The sequence below is a fragment of the Candidatus Benthicola sp. genome (assembly GCF_058719085.1).
In genome coordinates this window covers 1-14,791 of sequence record NZ_JBZQEK010000103.1, presented here as the reverse complement: position 1 = coordinate 14,791, position 14,791 = coordinate 1, and the positions used below count along the sequence as shown (strand labels likewise).

Annotated in this window: 15 protein-coding genes; 5 read left to right on the top strand and 10 right to left on the bottom strand. The window is 68.6% G+C overall.

Annotated elements, in window-relative coordinates:
- From AC36XV_RS08440 to pruA, 6 genes are all read right to left on the bottom strand, one after another.
- Positions 1–249 (bottom strand): Phenylacetic acid catabolic protein (locus AC36XV_RS08440; RefSeq protein ID WP_492203245.1); only part of this gene is annotated, 249 nt, incomplete at its 3' end.
- Positions 246–482 (bottom strand): phenylacetic acid degradation b, encoded by a 237-nt coding sequence (locus AC36XV_RS08435; protein ID WP_492203244.1) that lies wholly within the window; start codon positions 480–482, stop codon positions 246–248. The genes AC36XV_RS08440 and AC36XV_RS08435, both read right to left, overlap by 4 nt.
- A 61-nt stretch (positions 483–543) precedes the next feature.
- A complete protein-coding gene (locus AC36XV_RS08430; protein WP_492203243.1) occupies positions 544–1,053 on the bottom strand; it encodes a metal-sulfur cluster assembly factor in 510 nt (169 codons plus the stop codon).
- A gap of 19 nt (positions 1,054–1,072) precedes the next feature.
- Complete coding sequence (locus tag AC36XV_RS08425; protein ID WP_492203242.1) at positions 1,073–2,011, bottom strand: Phenylacetic acid catabolic protein; 939 nt, start codon at positions 2,009–2,011, stop codon at positions 1,073–1,075.
- A 191-nt stretch (positions 2,012–2,202) separates the two neighbouring features.
- Positions 2,203–3,132, bottom strand: coding sequence for a transporter (locus tag AC36XV_RS08420; RefSeq protein ID WP_492203241.1), 930 nt, complete (start codon positions 3,130–3,132; stop codon positions 2,203–2,205).
- A gap of 87 nt (positions 3,133–3,219) precedes the next feature.
- Positions 3,220–5,061, bottom strand: coding sequence for an L-glutamate gamma-semialdehyde dehydrogenase (pruA, locus tag AC36XV_RS08415; RefSeq protein WP_492203240.1), 1,842 nt, complete (start codon positions 5,059–5,061; stop codon positions 3,220–3,222).
- A 238-nt stretch (positions 5,062–5,299) separates the two neighbouring features.
- Here pruA and AC36XV_RS08410 point away from each other — a divergent pair, with 238 nt between their 5' ends.
- The 5 genes from AC36XV_RS08410 to AC36XV_RS08390 all read left to right on the top strand — a co-directional run bounded on the left by AC36XV_RS08410 (position 5,300) and on the right by AC36XV_RS08390 (position 11,522).
- Positions 5,300–5,866 carry a thioredoxin family protein gene (locus tag AC36XV_RS08410; RefSeq protein WP_492203239.1) on the top strand — a complete coding sequence of 189 codons (567 nt, stop codon included), beginning with the start codon at positions 5,300–5,302 and terminating at the stop codon, positions 5,864–5,866.
- 18 nt (positions 5,867–5,884) lie between these two features.
- On the top strand, positions 5,885–7,342 hold the full coding sequence (locus tag AC36XV_RS08405) for an OmpA family protein (RefSeq protein ID WP_492203238.1): 1,458 nt from the start codon (positions 5,885–5,887) through the stop codon (positions 7,340–7,342).
- 42 nt (positions 7,343–7,384) lie between these two features.
- Complete coding sequence (locus AC36XV_RS08400; protein ID WP_492203237.1) at positions 7,385–10,000, top strand: amylo-alpha-1,6-glucosidase; 2,616 nt, start codon at positions 7,385–7,387, stop codon at positions 9,998–10,000.
- Positions 9,997–11,103 (top strand): WD40/YVTN/BNR-like repeat-containing protein, encoded by a 1,107-nt coding sequence (locus AC36XV_RS08395; protein WP_492203236.1) that lies wholly within the window; start codon positions 9,997–9,999, stop codon positions 11,101–11,103. The genes AC36XV_RS08400 and AC36XV_RS08395 overlap by 4 nt, the downstream gene beginning before the upstream one ends.
- Positions 11,104–11,249: 146 nt before the next feature.
- Entirely contained in the window at positions 11,250–11,522 is a 273-nt protein-coding gene (locus AC36XV_RS08390) for a hypothetical protein (RefSeq protein ID WP_492203235.1), read from the top strand.
- 15 nt (positions 11,523–11,537) lie between these two features.
- Here AC36XV_RS08390 and AC36XV_RS08385 read toward each other — a convergent pair whose 3' ends face one another.
- From AC36XV_RS08385 to AC36XV_RS08370, 4 genes are all read right to left on the bottom strand, one after another.
- The gene (locus tag AC36XV_RS08385) at positions 11,538–12,389 is read right to left on the bottom strand and encodes a carbon-nitrogen hydrolase family protein (protein WP_492203234.1); all 852 of its coding nucleotides are present in this window, start codon (positions 12,387–12,389) and stop codon (positions 11,538–11,540) included.
- Positions 12,389–12,610, bottom strand: coding sequence for a hypothetical protein (locus tag AC36XV_RS08380; RefSeq protein ID WP_492203233.1), 222 nt, complete (start codon positions 12,608–12,610; stop codon positions 12,389–12,391). Before AC36XV_RS08380 ends, AC36XV_RS08385 begins: the two co-directional genes overlap by 1 nt.
- 4 nt (positions 12,611–12,614) lie before the next feature.
- Complete coding sequence (locus AC36XV_RS08375; RefSeq protein ID WP_492203232.1) at positions 12,615–13,424, bottom strand: SDR family oxidoreductase; 810 nt, start codon at positions 13,422–13,424, stop codon at positions 12,615–12,617.
- A 106-nt stretch (positions 13,425–13,530) separates the two neighbouring features.
- The coding region (locus tag AC36XV_RS08370; protein ID WP_492203231.1) for a Na+/H+ antiporter NhaC family protein at positions 13,531–14,791 on the bottom strand (1,261 nt) is incomplete at its 5' end.

Below are 14,791 nucleotides of genomic sequence, written 5' to 3'. Positions count from 1 at the left end.
GTCTGGATCGTGTCCGAAGTCCTTGAGCATCGCGTACAGGATGCGCGAATGCCCCCACTCGTCCTGGGCCATGGCGGAGCAGGCGATTCCCGCCTCGAGGGTGGGCGCCCCGAGAAGCCACTGCGCGTACCGCATCCCGAGAAGCCGCTTGTTGTCGGCGAGCGACAGCAGCAGGGACGCGAGATCCTCGTGCAGTTCTTCGGGAACATCCGCCACGGTCCGGAACCCTCCCGTGTCGGCGGCGCTCATCGTACCTCCGCCGGTCCGAGCGTGAACGGCTCCTCGTCGCGGTTCACGGGCTCGAAGGCGAGGCGCGGGGCCACCACCATCTCGAACCACTTCTGCTCGTCGTACGTCTGCCACGCGTAAGCCCTCGCCAGCGCGGCGTTGGGAGCCGAGATCGTCCCGATGTGCTCGAGACGATCCTCCCGCTTCTGACGCGCGAAGATCTCGTACAACTGTTCTCCGCTCAGGTGACCCATTCTCGCCCTTCTCTCCCGGCGCCTCTCTCCGGCCGACCCGGCGCGGCGCCTCGCTCGTGGTTCAGATGGACACTCCGGCCCGCCTGAGCGCCTCGCGGCCGCGCTCGCTGATCCGGTCCGTCGTCCACGGAGGGTCCCACGTGATGCGGACATCCACCTCTTCGACTCCCGGCTCCTCGAGGAGGCGGTCCCGGACATCCCACTTGATGAACTCCACGCACGGGCATGCGGTCGCGGTCAGGGTGAGTGCGACCCGTACGGTAGCGCCGGCGTCCGGTTCGGCTTCGTCCACCTCGACTCCGTACACCAGGCCCAGGTCGACCAGGGAGATCGGGAACTCCGGGTCGGCCACCTCGTACAGCGCCCGCCACACCCGCTCTTCGAGATCCGCCGCGGGCGTCGGCCAGTCGGGGATCTCGAGGGTCAGGTCCGGGTTGCGGCCGGACGCATCGGCGAAGACGGCCGAGAAGTCCACCCCCCGGTCGAGGAGCGATTCGTATCCGGCGTCCGCCGTGGGATCGGCGGCCGGACCGGGCGGGGGCCGGCCGTCCCCGGCACGTCGCAGTTGCACGAGCCGCGCGACCATGGCCTCAGGCCGCCAGGAGGTCTTCGACCTGGAGGCGGCTTCTGCGCACGGAGGCGACGAATTCCTCGTTCATCGGCCCGCGGGCCCGCCACCGCTCCCACACCTCGTCCCAGGTGATCGTCTCGTCGAGGAGCCATACGCGGTCATCGGCGTCCCAGGCGATCGGAAGCTCGTACTCGAGCTCGACCTCTCCCGTCTCCTCGTTCGAGTGCGCGGGCACGCGAATGCCCAGCTGCTCGCACAGCGGCACGACGGCCTTCATCCACGTCATGCGCAGCTCGTCGTTGGTCATCCCCTTGAGCTTGAAGTCGAGCTGGGCGTTGTGCCGCTTCCGGTCGTCGGGAAGTCCGAACCACTCGACTCCCATCGGGAACATCCAGTCGACGGCGCGCTGCACCAGGTCTCGCCCTTCCCCGCCCGCCTCGCAAAGACGGCGCATCCAGACTTCGCCGTGACGGAGGTGGAAGTTCTCCTCCATCCCCACCTTCACCAGAGCTCGCTTCAGGGGTCCGTACGACGTGTTCCGGTGCACGTCGGAGAGCAGGGTGATGCCGGCGCGATCGTAGAGCGCGTTGGCCGTGACCAGCTCGGCCCAGTTGGCGAGCGGCTGATCGAACCCGAACGGGTTCTTGAACTTCTCGGGCGGACGGTCGTAGAGCAGGTAGTCCGTGTCGACCCCGAGGTCCTGGAGAAGACGGTACGCGATGTTGGCGTGGCCCATTTCGTCCTGGATGATCGCGGTCGCCGAGACCATCGTGTTCGTCGAGGGAGCGTCCTTGGCCGCCATGTAGTAGGCAGGCGCGCTCATCAGCTCCGTGTCCCCCTGCACCGTCAGCTGACCGATCAGCGCCTTCTTGTATGTCTCGGTCATGTCGGCTTCCGATTCCACGATGAAGCCTTCCTGGATCTTGCGTTGCAGCTGCTCGTCCGTGAATTGCGCCATTCGCTCCTGCCGGGTGTGTGCCGGTCAAACAGTGGGCGGACCCGCGCCCCACTGCGCGGAAGTCTTCAATCTAACGATACCTGCGTGTCGCGAGAAATCCGTCGGTCGAGGCGATACCCCCGGCGGCATGGCGGGTTCGGGACGACGGAGGTGGCACCCGGAATCCGGCGGACGGGGTCATCCGGCCTCGTTCAGAGGCCGCCACCCCAGCGATACTGGTAGAACAGGCCGATCGTGTCGAAATCGGCCCCGAGGCGCGCGGTGATTCCGCTCACCCAGGTGAGCTTGAGGGCGGAGCGGCGCGTGAGCGGGTAGTTCAGGGTCGCCCCGAACCGCGCGCTCTGCTGGTCCTCGGTCGCCGGGGTGCCGTTCACGGTGGTCCGGCCGCCCCAGGACCACCCTCCGTCCACCGCGATCCAGGCGCCGCGCCCGAACACGAACGACACGCTCCCCTGGACCGCCCAGAGCGGGTCCTGCTCGAGCGTGCCGCCGCCGAAGAAGTCCGAGTTGGTCGTGAACAGCCTCGCCGTGGCGATCGCCTCCACGCTCCAGCCCCCGAACCGCCTCGAGGCCCCGACCCGGGGAATGAAGGTCCACCGATTGGCTCCGAGGTTGATCAACCGATCGGGGTCGTACTGACCGAGGGGAACCAGGACCCGCAGGCTCGCTCCGACGATCGTCCCCTGGCGGTACTTCGCGAAGGCCGGCAACCCGAGGGCGGGGGCGCCGAGGAAGTTGACGGAAAGGCGGAAGGCCGGGTCGCCGAACCCGGTCGCCGACCGGGTGGCGCGCTCTCCCTCGACGTCGCCTTCCCAGTCACCGAATGCGAATGGAATCACGGCGTCGGTCTTCGCGGACATGCCGAGCAGGCTGAAGGTGCGGACGTAGACACCCGCGATGGAGTGCACCTTCCCCGTGCCGTTCTCGATCGGGATCGAAGGGTCGAGGAGGTAGTTCCCGAAGGAGTAGTTGTAGCCGAATGCGAGGAAGTTGACGCTCACCGGCACCGGGGAGAAGGCGCGCGGCTCGAGTTCCTGAGCCCGGGCACCGCCGGCGACGGCGAGGAGGGTCAGAAGTGTCCCCCCGAGAACCGCCGTTCGTATTCCGATCGACCGACTCACGATCGTATCTCCGCGCTGGTCGTGAGGTACAGCGGGTTTGGGGAAACGGACGGCCGAGGGAGTCCCTCTCGACCGTCCCCCCCGGGCTCAGCTCCGGATCTCGTCTGCGGCGTCGTCTTCGCCCCGGTCCTCGTCGGCCGCCTCGGACTTCGCCTTCTCCACCACGCTTCCGAAACGCTCCCGCAGCGTGCCGCCGAGCACTCCCAGGTGCTCGCGGATCTCGCCCATCTGCTCCCCGAGGCGATGCCCCAGCTCCTCCATGGAATCACCGACCCCGGTCTTCATGTACGGATACTCGAAGCGGACCGGAGGATCGAAGGTCTCCTTGATGGAGCGTGGCGACACCCAGCGGACCAGGTTCAGGAACGAGCCCGCCTTGTCGTTGGTACCGCTGGCCCGCGCGCCGCCGAACGGCTGCTGGCCGACCACGGCCCCGGTGGGTTTGTCGTTGATGTAGAAGTTGCCCGCCGCCCCGCGGAGGACGGCCAGGGCCTCACGCGTCGCCCGGCGATTCCGCGAGAAGACGGCGCCCGTGAGGGCGTACGGCGAGGTGGAGTCGACCAGACGCAGCGTCTCGGACCACTCCGCGTCGGGGTAGACGTAGACGGTGAGCACCGGTCCGAAGATCTCCTCCCGCATGGTCCGGAACTTCGGGTCGTGCGCCAGGACGACGGTCGGCTCGATGAAGTACCCCTTGTCGTCCGAATACCCGCCGCCGAACAGGATCTCCGCATCGGGCGCCGACTTCGCGTGCTCGATGTAGCCCGTGATGTCCCGGAAGGCCGCCCCATCGATCACCGCGCACACGAAGTTCTCGAAGTCCATCGGATCGCCCATCTCGATCGCGTCCAGCTGCTCGGCGAGCCTCTCCTTCACGCGCGGCCACATCGATTCCGGGATGTAGGCCCGCGAGGCGGCGCTGCACTTCTGCCCCTGGTACTCGAACGCGCCGCGCACCATGGCCGTGGCTACCGCGTCGGCGTCCGCCGAGCCGTGCGCGACGATGAAGTCCTTGCCCCCGGTCTCGCCGACGATCCGCGGGTAGGAGCGGTAGTTCTCCAGGTTCTCGGCCACCTTCCTCCACAGGAGCTGGAAGGTCGCCGTCGATCCGGTGAAGTGAATCCCGGCCAGGTGCGGACTGGCGAGGAGGGCATCGCTGATCTGCCCGGAATTTCCGGGCAGGAAGTTGATGACACCCGGGGGCAGACCCGCCTCCTGCAACAGCCGCATCAGGTAGTACGAGCTGAACAGCGACGTCCGCGCCGGCTTCCAGATCGCCACGTTGCCCATCAACGCCGGCGCCGTGGGAAGATTCGCCCCGATCGAGGTGAAGTTGAACGGAGAGATCGCGTAGACGAAGCCCTCGAGCGGCCGGTAGTCGGTCAGGTTCCAGACGCCGGGCGAGGAAATCGGCTGGTTGGCGTAGAGCTCCCGCGCGTAGTGCACGTTGAACCGCCAGAAGTCGATGATCTCGCATGCGCTGTCGATCTCGGCCTGGTAGCAGGTCTTGCTCTGCCCCAGCATCGTCGATGCGTTGAGCACCTGCCGCCAGCGTCCGGCGAGCAGGTCCGCCGCCTTCAGTAGCACCGCGGCACGGTCCTGCCACGGCCAGCTCGACCACTCCTGCCATGCGTCCATGCACGAGTCGACGGCCATCCGGATCTGCTCGTCCGACGCCTTGTGGTAGCGGGCGAGCACGTGCCCGTGATCGTGCGGCATCACCACGTCGCCCATGTCGCCCGTGGTGTGGTCTTCGCCACCGATGATGACCGGGATCTCGACGACTTCCGAAGCCATCCGTTCGAGCATCTTCTTCAGCTCCGCCCGCTCCGGTGATCCGGGCGCGTACTGAAGAACCGGTTCGTTCACGGGAAGCGGGGGTCGAAGGTCGCCCTCGATCGTCAATCCGGGTCGTGTATCCAGGCTCATCGTTCTCCATCCGTTCTTTTGGAATCGGTCATCCGGGAAGCGTCTCGATCCGTCGGAAGACGCCATCGGCCGCCGCTCCCGTGCATCCGGCTCCGGCAGGTGAGCGGTGGCCGCGGGGGGTTCACCCCGGCCGCGAGATCGTTATGTTCCGTGCTTGGTCGGACCCTTACGCGGTCCCGTATCCTACTGAATCGCAAGCGTTCAAGCCACCGCGCCCCGGTGGGAGAGAACCGGTCGAATGACGATGAACGTGCAGCCCCTTTCCAGGGCACCCGGAAGCCTCGACTCGTGGTGGAAGACGGCCCTTTCCTGGGAGGAGTATCTGGCCGATGAGGTCGTGGAGAACCGGCCGCTCTGGGAGGGCGTGTACCGAAGGGCGACGATTCCCGAATGGGTACACGCGGAGCTGGATCGCCTCGGGCGGTCGTGGACGCTGCTGGCGATCTCCGAGGACTGGTGTGGGGACGCGTCGAACCTCCTTCCGGTCTTCGCCCGGCTCGCGGACGCGTCGCCGCACGTGGAGCTTCGGATCGTGTCGCGTGACGCGAATCCGGACCTGATGGACCGGTACCTCACGAACGGGAGCCGCTCGATCCCGATCGTCATCGTGATGGATGAGGATCGCCACCCCGTGGGTCGCTGGGGCCCGAGGCCGGCCGAGCTGCAGGAGCTGGTGATTCGTCAGAAGCGGGCCGGGGAGAGGTCCGCTTCGGACATCTACCGAGATACCCGGCGCTGGTACGCCATGGACCGAGGGGAGACGACGCTCAGGGAGGTGCTGGCGGTCATGGCCGAGGCCGAATGACCTGATACGGGAGGAACCATGCTGGACAGTCGCACCTCGCTCGAGGGACTGGTCGCGGTCGCCGTGACCCTCCTCTTCGCCAGCCCCATCGCGGCCCAGACCGTGGAGCAGCGGGTGAACGCCGCGGTGGAGCGTCTGGATCTGGCCAGAGCCGATCATCTCGACATCATCTCGCCCCGCAATTTCGAGAGAGCCGCCGACCGGATCACGGAGGCGCGTCGACGTCTCGAGAGCGGCGGCCGGATCAGCGACATCGACGAACGGGTCGAGGAGGCGAACGAGGCGCTGGATGCGGCCGACGCCTACGCGGAAGTCGGCCAGGTCATCATGGGCGACGCGCTCGAGGCACGCTCGGACGCGCTGGTGGCCCGGGCGCCGGAGTATGCGGAGAAGGACTGGAACGAGGCGGAAGATACGGCCCGGGACGCCGGGCGGCGGCTCGAGAGCAACGACCAGCAGGGAGCCCGTGAACGGGCCGACAGGGCCGAAAGCGAGTATCGACTCGCGGAGCTCAACGCGATTCGCGCCGATCTGCTCGGCAAGGCACGAACGGCCAGAAGGGAAGCACTCGACGCGAAGGCGGAGAATCGCGCCCCCAGGACCCTGACGCGTGCCGACTCGATGCTCAACGCGGCCGAAGGCATCCTGGCCCGTGATCGGTCGCGGACGGGGGAAGCGGGTGACCTCGCGACCGACGCGGCCGCGGAGTACGTGCACGCCGCTCGGATCGCGTTCCTGGCGGACAGCGTGGACCGGAACCGGGTCTCGGTGGAGACCGTGGTGCTGCGCGACGAGACCGAGGTCCGCCGCATCGCCGACTTGCTGCGGTACGAGCCGGACTTTTCGGAAGGAATGTCGATCGTCGTCGAAGACGCGCTGGTTTCGATCCAGAGCCTGTACGACCAGCGGGACGACTTTCGCGATGAGATCGCGCTTCGGGCCCGGGAGATCGAGCGGCTCGAGGGGCAGGTGGACTCGATCGACGCCCGGCTGGCAGAGATCGAGCAACGGGAGGCCGCCGTCGCCGCGGAGCTCAGGGAACGCCAGCGGCGCGAGCGGAGGCTGCGGGAGGTGCAGGCGGTCTTCACACCCGAGGAGGGCGAGGCGCTGCTCGGCGAGAACCGGCTCATACTGAGGCTCGTCGGGCTGACGTTCGCGTCGGGCTCGGCCGAGATCCGGCCCGAGAACTTCTCGCTCCTCACCAAGGTGCAGCGGGTGATCCGGGAGTTCCCCGAGTCGACGATCACGGTCGAGGGGCACACCGACTCCCAGGGCAACGAGGCGATGAACCAGGAGCTCAGCCGGCGCCGGGCGATCGCCGTTCGCGAGTATCTCCTCTCGAACATGCCGATCAGCGCCGACCGGATCACCGCCGTCGGCTACGGCGAGTCCCGCCCGGTGGCCCCCAACGACACGGAAGCCGGACGGGCGAAGAACCGGCGCATCGACATCACGCTCTCGCTCGAGGAGGAGTGACGCCCCCCGGGAAGAGCCGAGATCCGACGCACGGAGGGTGACGTGAGATCGATCGGTCGAGCCGCGAGCCTGGTCGCCATCTGCAGTCTGGGATCATTGCCGCCTGCTGCCGGTGCGCAGGAAGCGTCCGCGGGAGATCCCGGGGTTCCGCGCTTCGCGATCGACGCATCCCCGATCGAGCTCGAGGGGCCGGCTCGCGAGGACGTCTACCTGGGCGTCACGGGGCCGCGCGCCGCCTGGCTCGGTGTGGAGAGCGGCCCGGCGGAGGTCTGGGTGCACCCGCTCAAGGTGGCCCGGAACCTCTCCCTCGACTTTCAGGTCCCGGAGTACGGAGACCCGATCCCCGGCGATGTGGTGGCCCGGACGGTCACGGTCCGCCCGGAGCTCACGACCATCACCTACGCCCATCAGTCGTTCACGGTGAGGCAGCACATCCTGGCGCCCGGAAGCGAAGCCGGGCTGCTGGTGCTGCTCGACGTGCAGGCCGTCCATCCGATCGAGATCGTGGTGAGCTTCGAGCCGGTCCTGCAACTCATGTGGCCGGGCGCCTTCGGCGGACAGTACCTGTTCTGGGACGAGGAGGAGCGGGCTTTCGTCCTGTCGGAGAGCCTCCGGGAACGGAACGCCGTCATCGGATCGCCGTGGGCCACGGAGGCCACGGCCCACCTCGCTCACCGGCTCGCTGAAGCCCCGGCCGCCTTCCGGATCGCCGTGGATCCCGAGCGCGCCGCGGCCGAGTTCATCCCGATCGCGATCGCCGCCGGCACGGGGCCGCGGGAGGAGGTGCTGGCCACCTACGACCGACTGATGGCCAACGCCGGCGAGCTGTACGCCGCGAAGCGCGCGTGGGCCGACTCGGTCCTCTCGACGACGACGAGTTTCGACAGCCCCGAGGATGATCTCGACCTGGCACTGGAGTGGGCGAAGATCAACCTCGAGGAACAGCGTGTCTGCAACCCGGACCTGGGCTGCGGCTTCGTGGCGGGTTGGGGTGCGTCGGGCACCAGCTTCCGGCCCGGCTTCGGCTGGTTCTTCGGCGGCGACGCGGCCATGAACACGCTCGCCATGGATGTCACCGGTCAGTGGGACCTGGTGGCCGAAGACCTGCGCTTCCTGGCCCGCTATCAGCGGGAGGACGGCAAGATCCCGCACGAGATCTCCCAGGCCGCCGCGCACCTCGACTGGTTCGATGAGTACCCGTATCCCTACTACCACGCGGACACGACCCCGTGGTGGATGACCGCGGTATGGCAGTACTGGAAGGCGTCTGGGGACGGCGCGTTTCTGTCGGACATCTGGCCTGCCTACCGGAATGCTTGGGAGTGGTGCCTGTCGGTCGAAACGGACGGCGACGGGCTGATCGAGAACACCACGGGCGGGCTGGCCGCGGTGGAGGTCGGCGAGATCGGAGCCGGAGTCCACCAGGACGTCTATCTCGCTTCGATCTGGACGGCCGCGGCGACCGGCGCGGCGGAGCTGGCAGCCGCCATGGGAGACCGTGAGATGGAGACCGTCGCGGCGGACGTTCGGGATCGGGCCCGCCGGACGCTGAACGACGCCTACTGGTCCCGCGACCGAGGGTACCTCGCCTTCGCGATTCTCCGGGACGGAAGCACGAACGACGATCTCACGGTATGGCCGGCCGCCGGCATGATGTTCGGCCTGTTCGACGAGGCCCCGGCGCACGGCACGCTGCGCAGCCTCTCCACGGACGCCATCGCGTCGGACTGGGGAGCGCGGATGCTCTCCGCGGACAGCGAACTGTACGATCCGCTCCAGTACAACAGCGGCACGGTATGGCCGTTCGTAACCGGCTACCTGAGCCTCGGGCAGTACCGCTATCGGAGACCGTGGTCCGCGTATCCGCTGCTCGCCGCGGTCGGGAAGACGACCTTCGACTGGAGCCTCGGCCGGAACCCCGAGCTGCTCTCCGGCGCCTTCTACGTCCCGCTCGATGAGACCGTGCCGCATCAGTTCTTCGCCTCGTCGATGATCCCGACGCCGCTCATCCGCGGCCTGCTGGGCTGGGAACCGGATGCCCCGGCCGGCGCCGCCCGCCTCGCTCCTCAGCTACCCGCCGACTGGGACCGGGTCGCCGTGACGAATCTCCCGGCCGGTGACACCCGGGTGGACGTATCGATCGAGCGCGGCCCCGGCCGCCTGGAAGTGCTCATCGAAGGCGCGGGGCCCCCGATCGACCTCACCTACGTGGCGCTTCTCCCGGCCGGAGCCGGCGATGTTCGCGCGACCCTCGACGGGGCGGATCTCTCCGGCGACCCGGCAGCGGTGAACGAGGCCGAGCACATCGAGGTGCCCGTTCGCCTGGAGGGCGATTCGCGCAGGCTGGTGATCATCTGGTCCGGGGGCATCGAGATCGTGCCGCCACGGCCCGGGCTGAAGCCGGGGCAATCGAGCACCGGCCTTCGGATCCTCGACCTCGCGCACGATGGAGCGAGATGGACTCTCGAGGTCGAGGGCGAGGCGGGGCGTTCGTACACCGCACGGCTGATCGGCGAGGCGGTGGTGGTTCGAGAAGTCAGCGCGGGTCAGGCCACGGTCGCCCGGGGCCCTGGAGAGCTGACGGAGCTCGAGATCACGTTTCCGACCGGACCGGCTCCCCGGCCGGTGGTCGAGGTCGCGCTGGAGGCCGATCGATGAGGCGGCCGGCGGCGAAGGCCAAGCGGCTCCCGCTTCGTGCCGGCGCGCGCTTCGCGGTTCTTCTCGCGGCCACGGCCGCCGCGGCCTGCGGCCCCGCGGAAGAGGCCCCGGAGGCTCCGTACTCGGCGCTCCGGCTCGAGCCCCAGGAAAGCGGCACGGACGTTCTGCTCCAGGCGGTGAGCGTGGTGAGTGATCGGGTCGTCTGGATCAGTGGCCACGGGGGAACGTGGGCGCGCACCGTGGACGGCGGCCGCACCTGGGAGGCTCACGTGCTGCCGGGTGGCGACTCCCTGCAGTTCCGCGATGTGCACGCCCTCGACGCAGAGCGGGCGTGGCTGCTGAGCTCCGGGCCCGGAGACCGTTCGCGCGTGTACCGCACGGTGGATGGTGGCGAGAACTGGGAGCTTCTCTTCCTCAATCCCGAGCCATCGGGCTTCTACGATTGCCTGGAGTTTCGGGATGCCGAGACCGGATTCCTGTACGGCGACGCAGTGGACGGGGAACTGCGCATTCTGAGAACCACCGACGGCGGGCGGCGCTGGGAGTTTCTGCGCGGTCGAAGCGTACCGGCGGCGCTACCGGGCGAGGGTGGATTCGCGGCCAGCGGAACGTGCGTCGAGCTCGGCCCCGGCGGTAGAGTCTGGATCGGAACCGGCGCGGCGCCGACCGCCCGCGTGTTGGCCTCCGGCGACGACGGCCGGACCTGGAGCGCGTTCCCCACCCCGCTCCCCGGAGGCGAGGCAGCGGGGATCTTCAGCATCGCCTTTCGCGATTCCCTTCACGGCGTGATCCTCGGAGGGGACCTTTCCCGATCCGAGGCGCACTCCGACAACGTCGCCGTCACCAGCGACGGCGGAGCGACGTGGACGCTCGCCGGACGTCCCGCCATGGCAGGGGCCATCTACGGGGTCTCATACGTGCCGGCCGCTTCGACGCCTACGCTCGTGGCGGTCGGCCCGGGAGGCCTCGACTGGTCGGCTGACGAGGGCCGCAGCTGGGTCTCCGCCGACACGGCCGCCTGGTGGGGCCTCGACCTCGCCGCGCCTGACGCCGGGTGGGTGGCGGGGCCGGGCGGAAGAATTGCACGCATCCGCCTCGAGTAGCCCGCCCTCCGCTCCAGTCGCCCCGGCGCCAACGAACGACGGCCGAACCCGAAGCAACGATTGTCGCTCTGGTGTTGTCCTAAGGGATGAAAGGCGACGGAGGGCCGTCGCCACGCCCGCGGGGCAACGACGGGAGGGGTGGAGCGATGATCGGGCGAGTCGAGATATCGGAAATCCTGGGAATGGCGGGGACCTGTGCGGTCCTGCTGTTCGCGGGATTCAGCGTGGAGACCCTCGGGGAGTTTCCGCCGCAGGTGGAGGCCCTGGCCGGTGTCGAGGCTCCCGATGTCCCGGCGTTGGCCCACCGGCTCGAAGAGCTGCGGCTCCAGCCTCCGTACCTGGTCCGGCCTCTTCACCCTTCTCCGCCGGACGTCACGCGGTGCGAGCTGCCCATGCGAAAGGGGCACCCCGCCCTGTGAAGCCGGCGCTTCCCGTCAGGCTCTCCGGCTGCCGCTCGGGTCCCCTGCGGGAGGCATGGCGGTGAGCCGCGCGTACATGTCCGGTCGCCGATCAGCCACGTAGTCGTACTCGTACTCCCTGCCGATCTCGATCACCCGGTTCTCGTCCGCCGCCTCCATGTCGAATTCCACGTGCAGGAAACCGGGCCCATCCCCGATCTCGGCCACGAGATCGCCTCGCGGATCCGCGGCCATGCTGCCCCCGTGGAACGAGGTTCCCGCTTCGGTTCCGACCCGGTTCACGGCCAGGTAGTTGACGTGGTTTTCGTAGGCCCGGATCCGTACCTGCTCGCGCTTGAGCCGCAGGTTGGGCCAGTTCGTCGGAAGCACGATCAGCTGGGCCCCGCCCAGCTTCAGGGCTCGAGCCGTCTCCGGGAAGGTACCGTCGTAGCAGATGTTCAGGCCGATTCGCCCGATTTCCGTCTCGAACACGGGTGGGGGCTCCGTCCCCGGCGACGTGAATCGGTCCACTCCGAGGCACAGCGTGTGCAGCTTTCGATAGCGACCCACCGGTCCGTCCGGACCGAAGAAGAACAGGGAGTTGTGCAGGCGGTCGCCCGCGCGCTCGATCGCGCCCACCACGCACCAGGCGTCGTGCTGACGGCAGGCGGCTGCGACCTCCGAAAGCTCGGGGCCGCCGGCCTCCACGGCACCGCTTCGGGCGGAGTCCCGGTCGTCGAACACGTAGCCGGTGAGCGTCGCTTCGGGAAACACGACCAGCCGTGCGCCCTCTCCCCTCGCCGCCTCGAGGGCCGCCATGACCGAAGCCACGTTGGCGTCGGGCTCGGCGAGCCTCGGGGCCATCTGCACTCCGCAGACCGCCAGCATCAGTCCTCGGACAGGGAGGCGATCACCGCCAGTCCGACGCCCACCACGAGCGAGCCGATGGCCAGGCCGAAGCCGACCCACCGGCCGACCTTCGCCTCGGGACGGCTCCGTCCCCGGCGCCACGGGCGGGCGATCTCGTCCCTCAAGGCCCGCGCGCGGTTGCGCACGGCCCAGGTGGCGAGTCGAGCGAGACCTTCTTCGTCTTCTCTGCGTCGGAACATGGGATCAACCGGTGGAAGGCATCGAGCCCACGAAGTCCTCTCCCCCGTCGACCCGAATGACGTTACCCGTCATCCAGGCCGTGCCCTCGTCCGCCAGCGCCACCATGCAGCGTGCGACGTCTTCGGGGGTCGTGAGCCGTCCATACGGGTTCTGCTGCCGGGCCTCCTCGATCATGTGCTCGGCGCCCGGGATCTTGCGGAGGGCCGGAGTGTCGGTCACCCCGGCACGGATCGCGTTCGCCGTGATCCCGTAGGGCGCGAGCTCGAGCGCCAGCTGCCGGCAATGGGACTCGAGGGAAGCCTTGGCGGCCGACACGGCGCCGTACGAGGGAATCACGCGATCGCCTCCCGAGCTGGTCATCGCGTAGATGCGACCTCCGGGGCCCATGAGAGACCGGCGCACGAGCCCCTGCGCCCAGTACACGAGGGTGTGTGCCATCACGGTGAGCGTCATGTCCATCTGCTCCATCGTGATCGACCCGGCCTCGTTCGACCCGATGAAGGGACGAAGCGTGCCGAAGGCAAGGGAGTGCAGCAGCACGCGGACGGAACCGGGGCCGGCCTCCGCTGCGATCTCGTCGAGCACCTGCTCGCGCTTGTCCAGGCTGGCCGCATTGATGTTGAAGAAGCGGGCCTGCACTCCCTCGGCCTCTATCGCGGCCCGGATCTCCTTGACCCGCGCGAGTCCGGCGCGGCGATCGAGGTGCACTCCGTAGATGTCGTATCCCGCCTTCGCGAACTCCCGCCCGGCGGCTTCGCCGAAACCGCTCGAAGCGCCCAGGATCAGAGCCGACTTCGCCCCGCTCTCGCTCACTGATTCCTCCCCCGAATGGACTGGTTCCGCCCGGTTCGAACGTAATTTCCGCGAGCACGCTTGTCACGATCGCCGCCGTCCCGGCCGGACCCGCAGCAGGACTCGGTCAGAGGATGAGCGCGGCCAGAACCGTGTACAGGACCGCGGCGGCGGCGGCCGCCGTCATGGCCAGCGGAAGCTGCGTCGTCACATGGTCCATGAGATCGCATCCCGTGGCCACCGATGAGAGAATCGTGGTGTCCGAGATCGGCGAGCACTGGTCACCGAACACGCTCCCGCCCGTGACGGCCGCAAAACACAGCGCCAGGTACTCCGGGTCCGGGACGGCGGACCAGGCGAGCGGCATGGCCACCGGAAACAGCACCGCATAGGTGCCCCAGGAGGTCCCGGTGGAGAAGGCGACGAACATGGTGAGAAGCAGCAGCACGGCCGGAAGCGCCACCGGGCTCACCCACGGCCCCACCGTGTGCACCACGTAGTCGGCCGTGCCGAGGGCGTCCGCCACCGACTTGAGGGTGACGGCGAGGGCGAGGACCACGGCCCCGATCGTCACTCCCTTGCAGCCGTCGATGAAGCCGTCGATCGCGTCCCGCAGCTTCATGCCGCGCGCCAGGGCGATGCCGATCGCCACCAGCACGGCGAGCACGAACGCCTCGGCGATCGGCAGAGAGGGCTGCTCGTGGTTCCCCTGCACGTAGAAGGTGACCACGAACGGGATCACGGCCACGGCGAGAAGCGTCCCGATCGGACCGAAGAAGTCGATCAGGCTCGGCCGGTAGTCGGAGGGAAGCTTCAGCTCGGTGAGCTCGTCGGACGCCATCGGCTCCGCGCCCTCCCGATCGAGCTCCCCGCTCCGCCGGGATCGGGCGGCCGCCTCGCGCATGCTTCGTGGAAGCCACGGCCATCGCTCCCAGGCGACGAGCAGGGTCAGCGTCACCGCGAACAGGGCGTAGAAGTTCAACGGGACGGCCCGGAAGAAGAACGCGATCCCCTGCTCCTCGGTTGCGATCACCGGCACGGTGCCGGCCACGAGCCCCCCGACGTAGATCGGCCACACGTTGAACGGGATGATCGAGGCGGCCGGAGAGGCCGTGGAATCCACGATGTACGACAGCTCCTCGTGCGACACCCGGTGCCGGTCGCACACCGGCCGCACCGTAGCTCCGGTGAGCACGGTGCTGATGGTGCCGCCCTGGTGGAACACGATCCCCATGGCCCAGGCGAAGAACTTGGCCGACCGCGGACCCCTCACCACGCGCCGACCGGCCCAATCGGCGAACCGCAGGGCTCCCCCCGTCCGCGTCCATAGCCCGATCAGCCCTCCGAGCGCCCACAGGTAGACGAGCAGGATGAGAGCGAAGCCCGGG

Coding starts and splice junctions, on each gene's coding strand:
- AC36XV_RS08405 (WP_492203238.1), top strand. CDS start 5,885: ATGCTGGACAGTCGCACCTCGCTCGAGGGACTGGTCGCGGTCGCCGTG.
- AC36XV_RS08390 (WP_492203235.1), top strand. CDS start 11,250: ATGATCGGGCGAGTCGAGATATCGGAAATCCTGGGAATGGCGGGGACC.
- AC36XV_RS08425 (WP_492203242.1), bottom strand. CDS start 2,011: ATGGCGCAATTCACGGACGAGCAGCTGCAACGCAAGATCCAGGAAGGC.
- AC36XV_RS08435 (WP_492203244.1), bottom strand. CDS start 482: ATGGGTCACCTGAGCGGAGAACAGTTGTACGAGATCTTCGCGCGTCAG.
- pruA (WP_492203240.1), bottom strand. CDS start 5,061: ATGAGCCTGGATACACGACCCGGATTGACGATCGAGGGCGACCTTCGA.
- AC36XV_RS08395 (WP_492203236.1), top strand. CDS start 9,997: ATGAGGCGGCCGGCGGCGAAGGCCAAGCGGCTCCCGCTTCGTGCCGGC.
- AC36XV_RS08410 (WP_492203239.1), top strand. CDS start 5,300: ATGACGATGAACGTGCAGCCCCTTTCCAGGGCACCCGGAAGCCTCGAC.
- AC36XV_RS08380 (WP_492203233.1), bottom strand. CDS start 12,610: ATGTTCCGACGCAGAGAAGACGAAGAAGGTCTCGCTCGACTCGCCACC.
- AC36XV_RS08385 (WP_492203234.1), bottom strand. CDS start 12,389: ATGCTGGCGGTCTGCGGAGTGCAGATGGCCCCGAGGCTCGCCGAGCCC.